The 13,794-nt window shown below is 60.5% G+C and carries 15 protein-coding genes; 9 read left to right on the forward strand and 6 right to left on the reverse strand.

The annotated features are described in order from the left end of the window. Positions 1 to 91 precede the first annotated feature (91 nt). Together FKG95_RS25950 and speB are read left to right on the forward strand one after the other, a co-directional pair. Positions 92 to 769 (forward strand): SRPBCC family protein, encoded by a 678-nt coding sequence (locus FKG95_RS25950; protein WP_425456780.1) that lies wholly within the window; start codon positions 92 to 94, stop codon positions 767 to 769. 43 nt (positions 770 to 812) lie between these two features. Further along, positions 813 to 1,793 carry an agmatinase gene (gene speB, locus FKG95_RS25955; RefSeq protein WP_246116903.1) on the forward strand — a complete coding sequence of 327 codons (981 nt, stop codon included), beginning with the start codon at positions 813 to 815 and terminating at the stop codon, positions 1,791 to 1,793. 4 nt (positions 1,794 to 1,797) lie between these two features. Here the strand turns inward: speB and FKG95_RS25960 are convergent, their stop codons facing one another. Genes FKG95_RS25960 through FKG95_RS25975 form a run of 4 tightly spaced genes read right to left on the reverse strand, consistent with a single transcriptional unit; the run spans position 1,798 to position 3,236 of the window. Continuing rightward, a complete protein-coding gene (locus tag FKG95_RS25960; protein ID WP_142899363.1) occupies positions 1,798 to 2,226 on the reverse strand; it encodes a CopD family protein in 429 nt (142 codons plus the stop codon). Beyond that, positions 2,207 to 2,614 carry a DUF3817 domain-containing protein gene (locus tag FKG95_RS25965; RefSeq protein ID WP_246116904.1) on the reverse strand — a complete coding sequence of 136 codons (408 nt, stop codon included), beginning with the start codon at positions 2,612 to 2,614 and terminating at the stop codon, positions 2,207 to 2,209. The genes FKG95_RS25960 and FKG95_RS25965 overlap by 20 nt, the downstream gene beginning before the upstream one ends. Next, the gene (locus tag FKG95_RS25970) at positions 2,611 to 2,874 is read right to left on the reverse strand and encodes a hypothetical protein (RefSeq protein WP_142899364.1); all 264 of its coding nucleotides are present in this window, start codon (positions 2,872 to 2,874) and stop codon (positions 2,611 to 2,613) included. The genes FKG95_RS25965 and FKG95_RS25970 overlap by 4 nt, the downstream gene beginning before the upstream one ends. Positions 2,875 to 2,888: 14 nt before the next feature. Beyond that, complete coding sequence (locus FKG95_RS25975; RefSeq protein WP_142899365.1) at positions 2,889 to 3,236, reverse strand: ArsR/SmtB family transcription factor; 348 nt, start codon at positions 3,234 to 3,236, stop codon at positions 2,889 to 2,891. 327 nt (positions 3,237 to 3,563) lie between these two features. On the opposite strand from FKG95_RS25975, the gene FKG95_RS25980 reads away from it, so the two are divergent. Both FKG95_RS25980 and FKG95_RS25985 read left to right on the forward strand, forming a co-directional pair. Beyond that, the gene (locus tag FKG95_RS25980; RefSeq protein WP_142899366.1) at positions 3,564 to 4,223 is read left to right on the forward strand and encodes a TetR/AcrR family transcriptional regulator; all 660 of its coding nucleotides are present in this window, start codon (positions 3,564 to 3,566) and stop codon (positions 4,221 to 4,223) included. Positions 4,224 to 4,439: 216 nt separating this feature from the next. Then, positions 4,440 to 4,703: a hypothetical protein gene (locus FKG95_RS25985; RefSeq protein ID WP_142899367.1), complete on the forward strand. Its 264-nt coding sequence runs from the start codon at positions 4,440 to 4,442 to the stop codon at positions 4,701 to 4,703. A gap of 41 nt (positions 4,704 to 4,744) precedes the next feature. Here FKG95_RS25985 and FKG95_RS25990 read toward each other — a convergent pair whose 3' ends face one another. Then, positions 4,745 to 5,557 (reverse strand): phosphodiesterase, encoded by an 813-nt coding sequence (locus tag FKG95_RS25990; RefSeq protein WP_142899368.1) that lies wholly within the window; start codon positions 5,555 to 5,557, stop codon positions 4,745 to 4,747. Positions 5,558 to 5,722: 165 nt separating this feature from the next. On the opposite strand from FKG95_RS25990, the gene FKG95_RS25995 reads away from it, so the two are divergent. Beyond that, complete coding sequence (locus FKG95_RS25995; protein ID WP_246116905.1) at positions 5,723 to 7,900, forward strand: heavy metal translocating P-type ATPase; 2,178 nt, start codon at positions 5,723 to 5,725, stop codon at positions 7,898 to 7,900. Between the two features lie 255 nt (positions 7,901 to 8,155). Then, complete coding sequence (locus FKG95_RS26000; protein ID WP_142899369.1) at positions 8,156 to 8,860, forward strand: SDR family oxidoreductase; 705 nt, start codon at positions 8,156 to 8,158, stop codon at positions 8,858 to 8,860. Positions 8,861 to 8,869: 9 nt separating this feature from the next. Here FKG95_RS26000 and FKG95_RS26005 read toward each other — a convergent pair whose 3' ends face one another. Then, positions 8,870 to 9,919 (reverse strand): LacI family DNA-binding transcriptional regulator, encoded by a 1,050-nt coding sequence (locus FKG95_RS26005; RefSeq protein WP_142899370.1) that lies wholly within the window; start codon positions 9,917 to 9,919, stop codon positions 8,870 to 8,872. 241 nt (positions 9,920 to 10,160) lie between these two features. On the opposite strand from FKG95_RS26005, the gene FKG95_RS26010 reads away from it, so the two are divergent. The 3 genes from FKG95_RS26010 (at position 10,161) to FKG95_RS26020 (ending at position 13,738) form a co-directional block, all read left to right on the forward strand. Then, the gene (locus FKG95_RS26010) at positions 10,161 to 11,225 is read left to right on the forward strand and encodes a quaternary amine ABC transporter ATP-binding protein (protein ID WP_142899371.1); all 1,065 of its coding nucleotides are present in this window, start codon (positions 10,161 to 10,163) and stop codon (positions 11,223 to 11,225) included. Next, positions 11,225 to 12,679 carry an ABC transporter permease gene (locus tag FKG95_RS26015; RefSeq protein ID WP_142899372.1) on the forward strand — a complete coding sequence of 485 codons (1,455 nt, stop codon included), beginning with the start codon at positions 11,225 to 11,227 and terminating at the stop codon, positions 12,677 to 12,679. The genes FKG95_RS26010 and FKG95_RS26015 overlap by 1 nt, the downstream gene beginning before the upstream one ends. A 90-nt stretch (positions 12,680 to 12,769) precedes the next feature. Next, positions 12,770 to 13,738, forward strand: coding sequence for an ABC transporter substrate-binding protein (locus FKG95_RS26020; RefSeq protein WP_142899373.1), 969 nt, complete (start codon positions 12,770 to 12,772; stop codon positions 13,736 to 13,738). Positions 13,739 to 13,794 lie beyond the last annotated feature (56 nt).

Below are 13,794 nucleotides of genomic sequence, written 5' to 3' on the forward strand. Positions count from 1 at the left end.
GGTTGAACTTTTGATAACTTGACAGATCTCCGGCGATCCGGAGTCTGCGGTATGTGAAATTATGTGAGGTAAGGAGAATCTGCCGGTGGATATGACGGGTGAATATCGGCTCAATGCGTCGCGTGAAGCGGTGTACGATGCTTTGAACGATCCGGAGATACTCAAACAGTGTATTCCCGGCTGCGAGGAGATCGAAAAGACCTCTGATACCGAGATGACGGCAAAGGTCGTGGCCAAGGTCGGCCCGGTTAAGGCGAAGTTCAACGGCGCGGTCACCCTCTCAGATCTCAATCGTCCCGAAAGCTACAGCATCAGCGGCGAAGGCAAGGGCGGCGCCGCCGGTTTTGCGAAGGGGGGCGCCAAGGTCCGTCTGGAAGAGGATGGCGAAGGCACTTTGATGCACTACGAAGTGCATGCGGATATCGGCGGCAAACTAGCCCAGCTCGGCAGCCGTCTGATCGACGGCACGGCGAAGAAGATGGCGAAGGATTTCTTTGAAACCTTTGCCGGACTGGTCGACGGCGGCAAGGCAGAAACTTCAGAAGCAGTGGAAGCGCAGGAGGCCGCGAAGCCCGTGGCACCCGCTGCTCCTCCCACGGAAGAAGCCGCGCCTGCGACTACCTCCGCTGCTGAGGAAGCTGCCTCCGCGCCCGCCGCGCCGCCCGCAAGCCCGCCGGAACCCGAGAAGTCCGGCGGGCTCAGCCCGATGGTCTGGGTGGTCGGTGTGATCCTGCTTGCAGCCGTGGCGGTTCTCATTAGTCTGTCCTGAGAAGCGCCCCACTGGATGGGCGACGAAAGCCAGGGAGCCGCCAGTGAGCACTGAAGAGACGAAAACCCGATCGTTTAAACCTGTGTCAGGCGCGGTTCTGCCACGCTATGCGGGCATTCCGACCTTCATGCGTTTGCCGCACATTGCGCTGGACGATCTGTCCGATGTGGAGATCGGGGTTTGCGGCGTGCCCTGGGACGGCGGCACCACCAACCGGCCGGGTGCACGGCACGGGCCACGGCAGATGCGCGATCTCTCGACCATGGTGCGCTCTGTCCATCACGTCTCGAAGCTGAAACCCTTCGAATTGGCCAACTGTGCCGATTTGGGGGATTCGCCGGTTAATCCGATCGATATCGAAGACACGCTGGCCCGGGTCGAGACCTACTACAAATCCATTCATGACGCTGGCGTGGTGCCCTTAACGGCGGGTGGGGATCATCTGATCACCCTGCCGGTAATGCGGGCGATCTGTGACCAGGGCCCGGTCGGCATGGTTCACTTCGATGCCCACACCGACACCTGGGACCGCTATTTCGGGGGATCGAAATACACCCACGGCACGCCTTTCCGCAGGGCGATCGAGGAAGGGCTGCTGGATCCAAAGCGCACGGTTCAGATCGGTATCCGCGGCGGCCTCTACGGCGACTTCGACAACGACTGGGGTTTGGAGCAAGGCATCAGGGTCATCACCATCGAGGAGTACTTCGATCTGGGGATCGAAGCGGTGATCGCGGAAGCCCGCCGTGTGGTCGGCGACGGCAAAACCTATGTCAGCTTTGATGTCGACGGACTGGACCCGGTTTATGCGCCGGGCACGGGCACGCCGGAAATCGGCGGGTTCAGTACCCACGATGCCCAGCGGATGATCCGGGGACTGCGCGGCCTGGATCTGGTTGGTGGCGATGTGGTCGAGGTATCGCCGCCTTTCGATCCCAGCGGCAACACGGCTCTGGTGGGCGTGACCATCATGTTCGAGATTTTGTGTCTGCTTGCCGAATGCGTTGCGGGCCGGCGTGGTTGAGCACCTAAACAGGTTTGGCCACGGCCAGGATCGCGACAATGAGAAAGCTCGCAACCGTGACCGGTCCCGCAAAGCGCAGGAACGAGTTTGGCGACGCGTTCAAAATACCTGTCCGACGCCGCAACCGGCCTGAGAGGGCGCCGTGCAGCGCCGAGAGCAGTGTGATAATCACCAGCTTAATCCAAAGCCAGGGTGCGCTGAACCAGTCTCCCTGAGCGGCGAGGGCGATGCCGAAAACCCAGGCAAGCAGCATCGCCGGTGACGTCACCCAGCGGTTCCAGCGCGATATCGCATCGATCAATGGGGAGGGCGCGGCTGCGCCGCCGCCGCTGGCCGCCGGCAGGCTTGAGACAGCAAGCGACAATATCAGCATGCCCCCGATCCAGACGGCGAAGGTGGTGACATGGAAGGCCTTAAGCCAGAGGTACTCCATCGCGGTGGTCCGTTTGGTGTGGTGGAACTTCAGCTCCACCACACGAGTTGCCGAAAGCCCCTGCGGCTTCCTTTTGTTTTAACCAGCGTGCGTTTGCGATTGCGCCCAGAGGTACAAAGGCAAAGAGAAAGAGCCGAAGAATTTCGCCTTTTCGCCAGCCAAAGAATGAAGCTGTGTGAGCAAGTGTCCAGATGTAAATGAGAAACGCCGTGCCGTGGATGGGACCCATGGTCGCGGACGCGGCGTCGATACCCGCCAGGTGTTTCAGGGGCACCGCGACGAATACCAGAATGACCAGCGTGACGCCTTCGAGCAGGGAAGCCGTGCGGATCCACTGCAGCTGCTGACGCGCAGCCGACTGCAGGTCTTCTGTTGCGGCACCCATCATTCCACTTCGTGCAGAACCTTCTCAATGCCCGCCAGCTTCGTCTTCATCTCTTTCACGTCCTGCTCCAGCTTTGCGAGGGTCGCTGCCCCCGCCGTTTGTGCAACGGCCGCTTTGTCAGCAAGCTCCTGGTAGGCGCCTTCATGTGCGAGACGCTGCTGGGCCTGCCGCGCGGCGGCAAAGTACTTCATTCCGAAGATCAAAAGGATGGTGACCAAGGTGAGGATTGTGAGCAGCAGGAAGGTATCGGCGTTTTGGGACATGATGAACTCCTTCGTTAGTTCGATTCCGTCGATGGGGGTTGAATAATCTTTGGCGTCAGTGACGTGGTGGCTTCCGCGACAATGGCTGGAGTCAGAGTCAGGCTGAAATCAGTCACTGAAAAAAACTTGAGGGCTTTGCCCTCCGCAGAGACTTCGTACTCGTTGGTGACCAGACCGGCTTCCTCGAGTTTTTGGAGATGCAGGTGGAGGAGTGGCCGGCTGATACCGACGTCGCGCGCCAGTTGGCTGACATAATTCCGGCCCCCTCTGCTGAGCACGGCAAGAATGCGCAGCCGGTGCGGATTGGCTAGCGCTGCGAGCACCATCAGCAGGTTATCACCGTCGTTTTCCACTCGGCTCATCTTTCGATATTTCATATGTAATAAATTTCTTACATATGAAATTTAAATGCGTCAAGCCTATCTTTGCGGGTGCCGGAAGAGATAAAAACACAGCCTGGTGGCGGGAATTGTAAGGATTTACCCGTAGGATATGCGTAAATTCCTTGTATTCGCGCAATGCTGATTTATGTCATCATGATCTTTCCAAAAAACCTGCATAATAGGTGCAAAGCAAAGGGTAAGGGCGCCGCTTGCATCTGTCCTTCGGTGTTTGATGCCAAAATACCGGTGCCAGTTGGTGAGACGCGGTAGATCCAAGAGGAGGAACGAGTCCTGAAAGGCGGAAGCATGCGAGCGATGGAGGCGGCGGCCGGTCATACGGCAGAGCATTACTGCGTGGAATCGACGCCCAAGCGCGACGCGATTGTCCGCGCCGCTTCGCAGCTCTTTCTGGACTCCGGTTACGGCGAGACCAGCATGGACGCGATCGCGGCCGCTGCCGAAGTCTCCAAGCGAACCGTCTATAGCTATTTTTCCGGCAAGGATGCCCTGTTCGAAGCGGTCATGACCGATGTCTGCGAGAACAGATCCGATATGGCCAACAATGAGCTGCCGAACAAACCCGCGGAAGAGGTTTTGACCTGGGTTGGTCTGGGGTTCCTGAAAACCGTCTCCTCCGACATTGTGCTCACAACCTTCCGGATTGCCGCCGCTGAATCGGAGCGTTTTCCGGAGTTGGGCGACACCTTTTACCGGGCCGGTCCGAAGCGCTCGATCCATAACCTGGCGACTTATTTGCGTGTTCGCGAGGCAGAGGGCGAACTTCTCGTGCCGGACCCCGAGTTGGCGGCTGCCCAGTTTTTTGCCCTGGTAAAAAGCGACGTTTTCATTCGCCTTATTCTTGGCGTGGGTCCAAAGCCGGATGAGGCGGATATCGAGAAGGCCGTCAGTTCTGCCGTCAGGCTGTTTTTAAGCGGTTATGGCAGCGGCGGCGCCGATCCTGAGTGACCGGCCAGGCCTTTCCAGCTTCAACCCGCACTCCAACTCTCTGCAATCCCGCAAAATCAGGAGCTTTCACGTCGTCCGGTGGTTTATTCGCCGAAGGGTGAGACAGTTGGTCGCTCTTGGTGGCATTGGGCCTGTGCCCAATATCTGGACGAAGGCCCGGCGGGTCGGCGTGCCGTCACCCGTCAAGAGGCATAATACTGCACTGTGAGAGAGTCTATGTTTCTATATTTTGTCATCGCCCTGGTGCTGTCGGCATCCGGCGTCCTCCTGCGCAGTGCGCTGCGCGGCGGCGACACCGAAAAGATCGCGTTTGTGGTGAACCTCATGCTGGCGTGGTTGATTGCCGCAATCACATTCGGTTATCCGGCGATCATTATCCCGGCTTTGATCCTGGTCCCGATCGTTCTTGTGATCCTGTTTCTACTCACCACCGGAAATACCCTGCCTGTTTCCTCGGCGGCTGAACAAACGAAAGACTGACCACCCGGTCATCCCGAACATCAGGCTTGGCGGAGAACATCTCACTTCATCGCGAAGGAATGCGGTCCGTCGATGTCGCCGATAAAGCTCTGATGCGTGAGCAGGCTGCCGAAGGGCGTGGCGTCGTCGTGCCATCTGTGCAGGTGCAGCGAGGGCGGCTCCATGTGGTAGCTGGGAGGGGCGTCAGGGGTCAGGGCGAGGCTGACCGCATGGGCCTGACTGGGGCAGACACTGGCGGGTTTGCCGGCGAAGGCGGTCAGGATGTTCCGGTGAACGTGGCCGCAGACGAGGCCCAGGACCTGCGGATGTTTCTCCAGGACCGCGGCTAGCCGTTCCGAACCGCGGCAATTCTGGACATCCATGTGTCCAATACCGGTGATGAACGGCGGGTGGTGCATGGCAACCAGAGTTGGCTTGCCGGATGCTGCCGCCAGGGTGTGTTCCAGCCAGTCTGCGAGCTCGGCGGTTACTTCGCCATGAGGTTGCCCGGGGACCGTGTCGTCGACCATCACCAGCCGGAGCGGAAATCGCTCCTCAGCGTAACTGAGATGACCGTGTTCGGGCATGTCCGCGCGATCCCTGAAGGCCTCGCGGAAGGTCTCGCGCCTGTCGTGATTGCCGGGAAGGGCGATCAATGGGGGTGTTAATGGCGCCAGGAGTTCGCGGACGTGATCAAACTCCTCCGGAGCGCCGCCGTCGGTGACATCACCGGTCAGGATGACGAGATCCGGCAGTGGGTCGAGCGTGTTGATGTGGGCAACGGCCGCGGCCAGGAAAGGGGCTGTGTTGAGCCGGCCATAGGCCAGGGCGCCACGCGGTTTGATATGGGTGTCGGTAATCTGGGCTACGATCATGATGCTGCCATCGGAGCGGAGAACTGTGCGCGCGTCAAGCCGTCTTGACCACGCCCCGCGCCGATTCTTGGGCTGCGGTTCGGATGTCACTTCTAGCTCTTGACCTTCCAGTGACTGGAACTCTTATCTTACTGTCGAATCCACAACCCGGCACTGGATAATCCCGTGAGTTCATACGTTTTCGCGATCGAGGGCATGACCTGCAGCAACTGTGCTCAGCGGGTGGAGAAGGCACTGCGCAAAGTGCCGGGGGTTCTGAGTGCGGATGTCAATTTCGCCCTGGAAAAAGCCGATGTGACCGGAAGCGTCGATCGCGCGACGCTCGTCGAAAGCGTACGGGCCGCGGGCTACGCCGCGGTCGAACCTGATGTGTCTGCCGGTAACGTCGGGGCGCAGACCGCCGGACTGTCATCGGAGCTTTGGCAGCTGGTGATCGCAGGTTTGATCACCGTGCCGTTCATGGCGCATATGTTCCTGATGATGGCGGGTTCGGACTGGGGACTTTCCGGCTGGATGCAATTCGTCCTGGCATCGCCCGTGCAGTTCTGGATCGGCAAGCGCTTTTATCTCGGCGCCTGGAGCGCGTTGCGCGCGGGCGCGGCGAACATGGACGTGCTGGTGGCGCTGGGCACCTCGGCGGCCTTTTTCTACAGCCTCGCGGTCCTGCTTTCTGCCGAGGGACTCCTGCCGCCGGCGCTTGCGGACGGTCATCTCTACTTCGAAGCAGCCGTCATCGTGATCACACTGATTCTGGCCGGGAAGCTTCTTGAGGCCCGTGCCAAGCGCAGCACCGCCTCCGCGATCAGGGAGCTGATGGCTCTGCGGCCCGATACCGCGCGGGTGCAGCGCGGCGGTGCCGAGGTTGTCCTGCCGATCGCGGAAGTGCAGCGGGGCGATGTGATCGTTGTGAAGCCGGGCGAGAAGATACCGGTCGATGGTGAGGTGGTCGAAGGCTCGAGCGATGTTGATGAAGCATTGGTCACGGGCGAGAGCCTGCCGGTTCTGCGCGCCGAAGGGGCGGCTGTGATCGGCGGCTCGCTCAATGGCAGTGGCTTGCTGAAGCTGGAAGCCCGGGCGGTCGGCGAAGACTCGACTCTGGCCCGGATCATCCGGCTGGTCGAACGCGCCCAGAGCGGCAAAGCCCCGGTCCAGCAACTCGTCGATCGCATTTCCGCGGTCTTCGTGCCGGTGATCGTGCTGATCGCGGTTGCGACGCTGGCTGGGTGGCTGCTTGCTGGTGCCGGCTTTGAGACAGCGCTGGTCGCGGCGGTCTCCGTGCTTGTGATTGCCTGCCCCTGTGCTTTGGGACTGGCGACCCCGACTGCGATTGTCGCGGGCACCGGCGCGGCCGCCAAGGCGGGCATTCTGATCAAGGATGTCGAAGCCCTGGAGCATGCCAATCGCGTGACCACAGTGGCCTTCGACAAGACCGGCACCGTTACCGAGGGCCTGCCCGCGATCAGCGATGGCGCCACTACGGATGAAGATCACCTCTCGCTCTTACAACTGGCGGCCTCGGCGCAACGGGGCAGCGAGCATCCGCTGGCGAAAGCCTTTCTGCGCCGCGCCGAAGAGGAGGCCTTGGAGCTCTTGCCGGTGACCGCTTTTGAGAGCCGCCCGGGGCGGGGAATTCTGGCGCGGGTCGGAAATCAGGCGCTCACCATCGGAAATCCAGCGATGATGGCAGAGGCCGGGATTGCGTTGGATGCTCTGAAACCGCAGGGCGATCGCATGGCGGCGAGGGGAGAGACGCCGGTTTTTGTCGCTGTCGATGGCAGCCTGCGCGGCGTCTTTGCGTTGAGTGATCCGCTGCGCGAGACCTCCGCGGAGGCTATATCGCACCTGCAGGAAACCGGTGTCCGAACCCTCATGCTCAGCGGCGACAATCAGACTGTCGTCGACCTCATTTCGCGGAACCTGGGCGTCGACCGGGCGCTCGGGCCTCTGCGTCCCGAGGATAAGGTTGCGGAACTCTCGCGCCTGAGGGCGGAGGGGCAGGTCGTTGCGATGGTCGGGGACGGCGTCAACGATGCGCCCGCCCTGGCGGAGGCGGACCTCGGCATCGCCATGGGCAGCGGCAGCGATGTCGCGATGGAGACGGCGTCGATTACGCTGATGCGGCCGGATCCGCGCCTGGTGTCCGCTGCCTTGCGGGTCGCCCGGGCCACGATTGTCAAAATCCGCCAGAATCTCTTTTGGGCCTTTATCTACAATCTGATCTGCATTCCGCTGGCGGTCTCCGGGCTGCTGAACCCGGCCTTCGCCGGAGCCGCCATGGCCTTCTCGAGTGTCAGTGTCGTGACCAACTCTCTCTTCCTGAAACGCTGGAAGTCGGGGCTGTAGTGTGGCGGACCTAAAACTCGCGGAACGATGCATTCTTGCATCAAGGCCGCAAGTCCTGCCTGAATCCTGTATTTCTCGATCTGAAAACTTCTAAAAAGCACGCACGTTGCGCCGCTTTTTCCCCTAGTATCCCGAACCTGAAATTCACTTCATTGAATTTCAGATTCAACGGGACATTACCTCATTGTATCTAGTGTGGCCGTGCCAATTTATTGGCAACTGCAGCAGTCATCCGAAAGAAAGGCTAGAGGCGTCATGAGATTTGAGAACAAGACCGTCGTCGTCACGGGCGCGGCGGGTAATCTGGGGCAGGCCGTTGCCGCGGCCTTCGAAGCCGAAGGCGCTCGCCTGCTTCTGGTTGACGTCGATGCCGCAAGACTGGACGAGGTCTTTCCCGGCACATCTGACACCCGCGAAAAGCTCGCGACGGACCTGCGTGATGAGACGGTGACGGCGGCAGCTTTGGCGGACGCTCTGTCCGATGGCCGCTCCTGCGATGTGCTCTGCGCGATCGCGGGCGGATTTCACATGGGCGAACCTGTTCATGAAACGCCCTCGGAGGTCTGGGATCAGATGCTGGGGCTCAACGCCCGGACCCTGCTGTCCGCCGTGAAGGCCCTGGTGCCCGGCATGGTCGCCCAGGGCGCGGGGCGTGTCGTGACGGTCGGGGCCGCCGCTGCACGCAGTGGCGTCGCGGGCATGGGTGCCTATACCGCCACGAAGTCCGTCGTGATGCGCGTGACGGAGGCGATGGCGGCTGAGCTTGCCGGCAAGGGTGTGACGGTAAACGCGGTGCTGCCGAGTATTATCGATACGCCGCAAAACCGCGCGGCTATGCCGGGTGCCGACCCTGACAAATGGGTCAAGCCCGAGGAGCTGGCAGCGGCGGTGACGTTTCTGGCATCGCCCGAGGCGCGGGCCGTCAGCGGCGCGCTTCTGCCCGTAACAGGCGGGCACTGAGCCCTGCAGCTAGCGCGTCCGGGGCGGCGCCGTCGAGCCACCGGGGACCAGGCGGGTTTCGATCAGAACACTGTGCGGCGTTTCTTCGCCTGATAGCAGGGTTACGAGCGACTCGGCGGTTTTCAGCCCCATTTGTGCCGTGGGGACATGTACGGTCGCGATCTGGGGGACCATGTCCTGCGCAATGTCGAGGCCGTCGTATCCGCAGATGGAGAGGTCCTGGGGAACGGTCAGGCCGCGCGCCTGCGCCTCCATCAGAGCGCCGATGGCGAGGACATCGTTGCCGCAAATCACGGCTGTGATTTCCGGCGCGGCCTCCAGCAATTCGGCGAGCCCTTCGCGACCGTTATGGACGGAGAAGGAGCGGCCGGTGATGCGCGTTGCAGGGAGTGTGACGCCGAAGTCCTTGAGCGCGTCCATAATGCCCTTGGTGCGCAGCAGGGCCCGGTCGCTGACACTGGACGGACCCTCGAGAACGCCGATTTCCCGATGCCCGAGTTCGAGAATATAGCGGGTCATGGCCTCGGCTCCGGCCCGATTGTCATAGCCGACACAGCGATGGGGGCTGTCGGGGAGATAAATCGAAATCAGGAGATAGGGGATCTTTCGCCGGTTCAAGAGATCGTAGAGCTCCGGTGATCGCTGCTCGCCGGCCAGCACAAGGGCGTCGATCCCGGATTCCACAAGCGCCTGGGCCTCTTCCATCTCAAGACACTCGTCGAAATCGTAGTTGGCGAGGACCAGGCTGTAACCCGACTGACGCAGGCGGCGTTGCAGGGCCTCCACAAAGCGCGAATAGATGGAATTCGCGATGGTCGGGATCAGCGCGCCGATCCTGAAGGTTTTTTGCGACGAGAGCGCACGGGCCGCCGGATCGGGGATGTAGTTCAGTTCAGCGGCAACCGAGGCCACATGTTTGCGAAGTTCTTCGGAAACCTGGTGAGGCTGGTTGAGCGCACGCGAGACCGTGGCGGTCGATACGCCTGCGGCTTTGGCCACATCCCGCACGCCCACACTGCCCGTCGCGCGCCGGCCACTCCCGGAAAGCTGCTTACCCAATTACTTTTTTCCGAATTTTATGATGCATCGTATGCTGCGTTTTTCCTGCTTGCGAGAGCTTATCGCCGAAGCCCGTCCAACCCAAGCCCGTTCAATACAAGCGCTCTCGACCCAAGCCCGTCCAACCCGAGCTCTATCGACCCGAGTCGGGGTGATGATTCAAAGTGCCTTGCGCCCGGAGAACTTTTGCGACTATGCTTTATGTAACCGGTTACATAAAGCGATAACGCAGGGACGGGTTATGAAAAATACGGATGCAGGGGCTCCGGTGATTGAGGTGCGGTCTGTCTGGAAGATCTTCGGATCCCGGGCGGATGAAGCCCTCGAAGCTATTCGCAGGGACAATCTGACAAAGAGCGATGTCTTGCAACAGTTCGGCTGCGTGGTCGGCGTGGCGGACGCGTCGTTTGCCGTCGCGCAGGGCGAAATATTTTGCATCATGGGCCTGTCAGGCTCGGGAAAGTCGACCCTGGTCAGGCACATCAACCGGCTGATCGAGCCGACCGCCGGCGAAATTCTGTTGAACGGCCGCGACGTCAACGTTCTGGACGATGAAGAGCTGCGCCAGTTGCGCGCGGAGACCATCGGCATGGTCTTTCAGAACATGGCGCTGCTGCCGCACCGCACGGTGCGCGACAATGTGGGTTTTGCATTGGAGCTTCGCGGTGTCGACAGTTATCAGCGCAGCATTGCCGCCGATGAAACCATCGCCAAGGTCGATCTGACCGGCTACGGCGACCGCTATCCCTCCGAGCTCTCCGGGGGCATGCAGCAACGTGTCGGCCTTGCGCGCGCACTGGCCGCGGATCCCGACATTCTGCTGATGGACGAGCCCTTCTCGGCACTCGACCCGCTGATCCGGCGCCAGTTGCAGGACGAGTTCCTGGCGCTTTCCCAGGTGATGCATAAGACCACGCTCTTCATCACCCATGACCTCGACGAGGCGATCCGGATGGGCAGCCGCATCGCCATCATGAAGGACGGCGTGATCGTTCAGATCGGCACACCGGAAGACATCGTAACCAAGCCGGCCGATGAATATGTTTCCGACTTCGTGGCGGGTATCTCGCGCCTGAAGCTGGTCTTTGCACATACGGTCATGCAGCCGCTCGAGGCTTACAGGGCAAACGGCGGAAATGGGCTGGACGAGACTGTCTGCCCGGTCGCCGATCCGGAAACCGATCTCAATGCGCTGGTCGATCTGTCGGTCGACAGCGAGCATCCGATCCTTATCAAAGACGATGGCAAAGCGGTTGGTGTCGTCACCAAAACCGCCTTGCTGCGCGGCATACAGGGAGAGCCGTGATGACCGATACGCCGGCAGATACCGAACTGGGCCTCGAAGCAGGGGATGTGGCCCCCAGCGTACAGGAGCGCAAGCTCGTCTCCGAGTTCGCGGCTGATAAAGCCGACTACTACAGCGACACCTTCGTTCACCTGCAGCAGAACCGCTTGAGCGCGACCCATATCAATCGCTCGGCACTCATTGCTGGACCCTTCTGGGGGGCGCGGCGCGGAAATTGGACTCACTTCTGGATTGCGTTGCTGCTCGATATCTCGGGGCTGATGCTGATGGCGCGGGGACTGTTCGCGGATCCCGACAAATCCGGCGAGTTCAATCTCCTCTGGGGCATCGGGGTCTTTATCTGTGGCCGGCTTCTGACGGCGCGGTTTGCCGATCAACTCTATTACAAGCAGTACCAGAATTGGCGGATTAACCGGGCGGTGAACGCAGGTATCTCTTCGGCGCGTGTCCAGATGGGAATTGCGCTGATTCTGGCGATTGGTCCGATGCTGATCTACCGTGCGACCCAGATCGCACCGACGCTGCGTGAATGCAGGCGCATGTGGCGGGCCATGGGAAGGGGAGATGAAGTCGGCGCCGTCGACCGTTTCAACTGCTGGGTCATCGGCGAGGTGCCGATCGGAAAAAACATCCAGCAGCCGGTCGCCGGCGGCATCAACGATTTGATTGACTGGATGACCATTACCTTTGTCACCTTTTTCGACGCGATCACGATCGGTATTCGCGGTGTGTTGAACTTGCTGGAGCTGATCTTCGTCGGGACACCCTGGCCCGTGATGGCGTTCATGCTGGTTCTGATCGCCTGGCGGACCGCCGGGAAGAACGTCGCGATCTTCACCGCCCTGGCACTGTTCTACCTGGGTATGTTCGGGTTCTGGCAGAAGGCCATGTCCACACTGTCACTCGTGGGCGCGGCCACCCTGATCTGTGTCTTGCTGGGTGTTCCGATCGGAATCTGGTGCGCGAAATCACCGCGGATCTACGCCTTTATCCGGCCGGTTCTCGACATCATGCAGACCCTGCCGAGCTTCGTGTATCTGATCCCCGCTATTGCCTTTTTCGGCGTCGGCAAACCGCCGGGCATTCTGGCCACGGTGATCTTCGCGCTGCCGCCCATGGTCCGCCTGACGGTTCTGGGCATTACGCAGGTACCCGAGAGCGTCAAGGAGGCGGCGCTGGCGTTCGGCGCGACCCCTCGGCAACTGCTTTGGAAGGTTGAGCTGCCGCTGGCCGTGACCTCGATCATGACCGGAATCAACCAGACCATCATGATGAGTCTCTCGATGGTCGTGGTGGCCGCCCTGATCGCGGCCAAGGGGCTTGGGGAAGATGTCCTCTTCGCCCTGCAGCACGTCGAGCATGGTTTGGGGCTGTTGGCCGGCGCAGCCATCGCACTTTGCGCGATGATCATGGACCGGATCGTTCAGGGTGCCCGCAAACCCGACAACTCATAGCAAAAGCACTCAAGGGGTTTGGCCAAAGGGGGTTCAGTACGCTCTGGGCCCGGAAACAAAAAACTGGGAGTCAAGAACATGGAGGTAAAGATGAAGACCTTGTTGAAATCGACGCTGGCGGGCGCGGTGATGACCGCTGTCGCGTCAGGACCGTCGCTCGCCGAAGAAACCATTGCCATCGGAGAGCTGTCCTGGGACGGCGCGCGGGCGATCGGCTACGTCATGAAGGGGGTGATTGAACTCAAGCTCGGCGGTAAGGCCGAAATGAAGAAGGCCGAAGCCGCGGTGATCTTCGCCGGCATGGACAAGGGCGATGGCGGGCTCGACGTCTACACCGATGTCTGGATGCCGAATCAGGGTGAAAAGTGGGCAACCTACATCGACGAGCGCGGCACGGTCGACCACAATACGACGCCCTACCAGGGAACCCAGCGGATCTTTATCCCCAAGTACGTCCAGGAGGAATACGGCGTTCGGACCATCGAGGACCTGAAAAAAGACGAGGTCGTCGAGATGTTCGACAGTGACGGCAATGGCAAGGGCGAGTATTGGCCGGGTGCGCCCGGTTGGAACTCCACCAACATGTGGATGATCAAATTCCGCTCTTATGGCCTCGATGCGAAGTGGGAAGCCGTGAGCATCGATGACGCCATCTTCAAGGCGCAGCTGAACAGTGCATACAAAAAGAAAGAGCCGATGCTCTTCTACTACTGGACGCCGGAGTGGCTGCACGCCGCCTATGACATTGTGCCGATCGAAGAGCCCGCGTTTACCGAGGGATGCATGGAGGTTTATCAGCCGAAGGACCGTGAAGACTGGCTCGAAGCGTCGACCTTTAACTGTGCGAGCGAAAATGCCCAGGTTTGGGTGGCCTTTTCCAAGTCATTGTACGAGCGCGCCCCAAAGGTCGCGAAGTTTTTGAAGAACATCCAACTCGATCCCGATACGGTCAACGGCTGGATTCTTGCGGTTGGCCGGGACAAGCTCGATCCCCAGGACGTGGCTGAGGAGTGGATCGAAGAGAATCCGGAAATCGTCGAGAAATGGATTAACGGCTGAGGTTTTCCCTGAGCAAACCTGTCCTCCGCCCGATTGCGCAGTTTTCCCTTTGGCTT

The organism is Denitrobaculum tricleocarpae, assembly GCF_007004665.1.
GTDB classification, from domain to species: Bacteria; Pseudomonadota; Alphaproteobacteria; order Kiloniellales; family Kiloniellaceae; genus Denitrobaculum; species Denitrobaculum tricleocarpae.

Excerpts from the sequence above, each read along its gene's own strand:
- FKG95_RS25950 (WP_425456780.1), top strand. The coding sequence starts at position 92 with ATGACGGGTGAATATCGGCTCAATGCGTCGCGTGAAGCGGTGTACGAT.
- FKG95_RS25960 (WP_142899363.1), bottom strand. The coding sequence starts at position 2,226 with ATGGAGTACCTCTGGCTTAAGGCCTTCCATGTCACCACCTTCGCCGTC.
- FKG95_RS25965 (WP_246116904.1), bottom strand. The coding sequence starts at position 2,614 with ATGATGGGTGCCGCAACAGAAGACCTGCAGTCGGCTGCGCGTCAGCAG.
- FKG95_RS25970 (WP_142899364.1), bottom strand. The coding sequence starts at position 2,874 with ATGTCCCAAAACGCCGATACCTTCCTGCTGCTCACAATCCTCACCTTG.
- FKG95_RS25975 (WP_142899365.1), bottom strand. The coding sequence starts at position 3,236 with ATGAGCCGAGTGGAAAACGACGGTGATAACCTGCTGATGGTGCTCGCA.
- FKG95_RS25980 (WP_142899366.1), top strand. The coding sequence starts at position 3,564 with ATGCGAGCGATGGAGGCGGCGGCCGGTCATACGGCAGAGCATTACTGC.
- FKG95_RS25985 (WP_142899367.1), top strand. The coding sequence starts at position 4,440 with ATGTTTCTATATTTTGTCATCGCCCTGGTGCTGTCGGCATCCGGCGTC.
- FKG95_RS25990 (WP_142899368.1), bottom strand. The coding sequence starts at position 5,557 with ATGATCGTAGCCCAGATTACCGACACCCATATCAAACCGCGTGGCGCC.
- FKG95_RS26000 (WP_142899369.1), top strand. The coding sequence starts at position 8,156 with ATGAGATTTGAGAACAAGACCGTCGTCGTCACGGGCGCGGCGGGTAAT.
- FKG95_RS26010 (WP_142899371.1), top strand. The coding sequence starts at position 10,161 with ATGAAAAATACGGATGCAGGGGCTCCGGTGATTGAGGTGCGGTCTGTC.
- FKG95_RS26015 (WP_142899372.1), top strand. The coding sequence starts at position 11,225 with ATGACCGATACGCCGGCAGATACCGAACTGGGCCTCGAAGCAGGGGAT.
- FKG95_RS26020 (WP_142899373.1), top strand. The coding sequence starts at position 12,770 with ATGAAGACCTTGTTGAAATCGACGCTGGCGGGCGCGGTGATGACCGCT.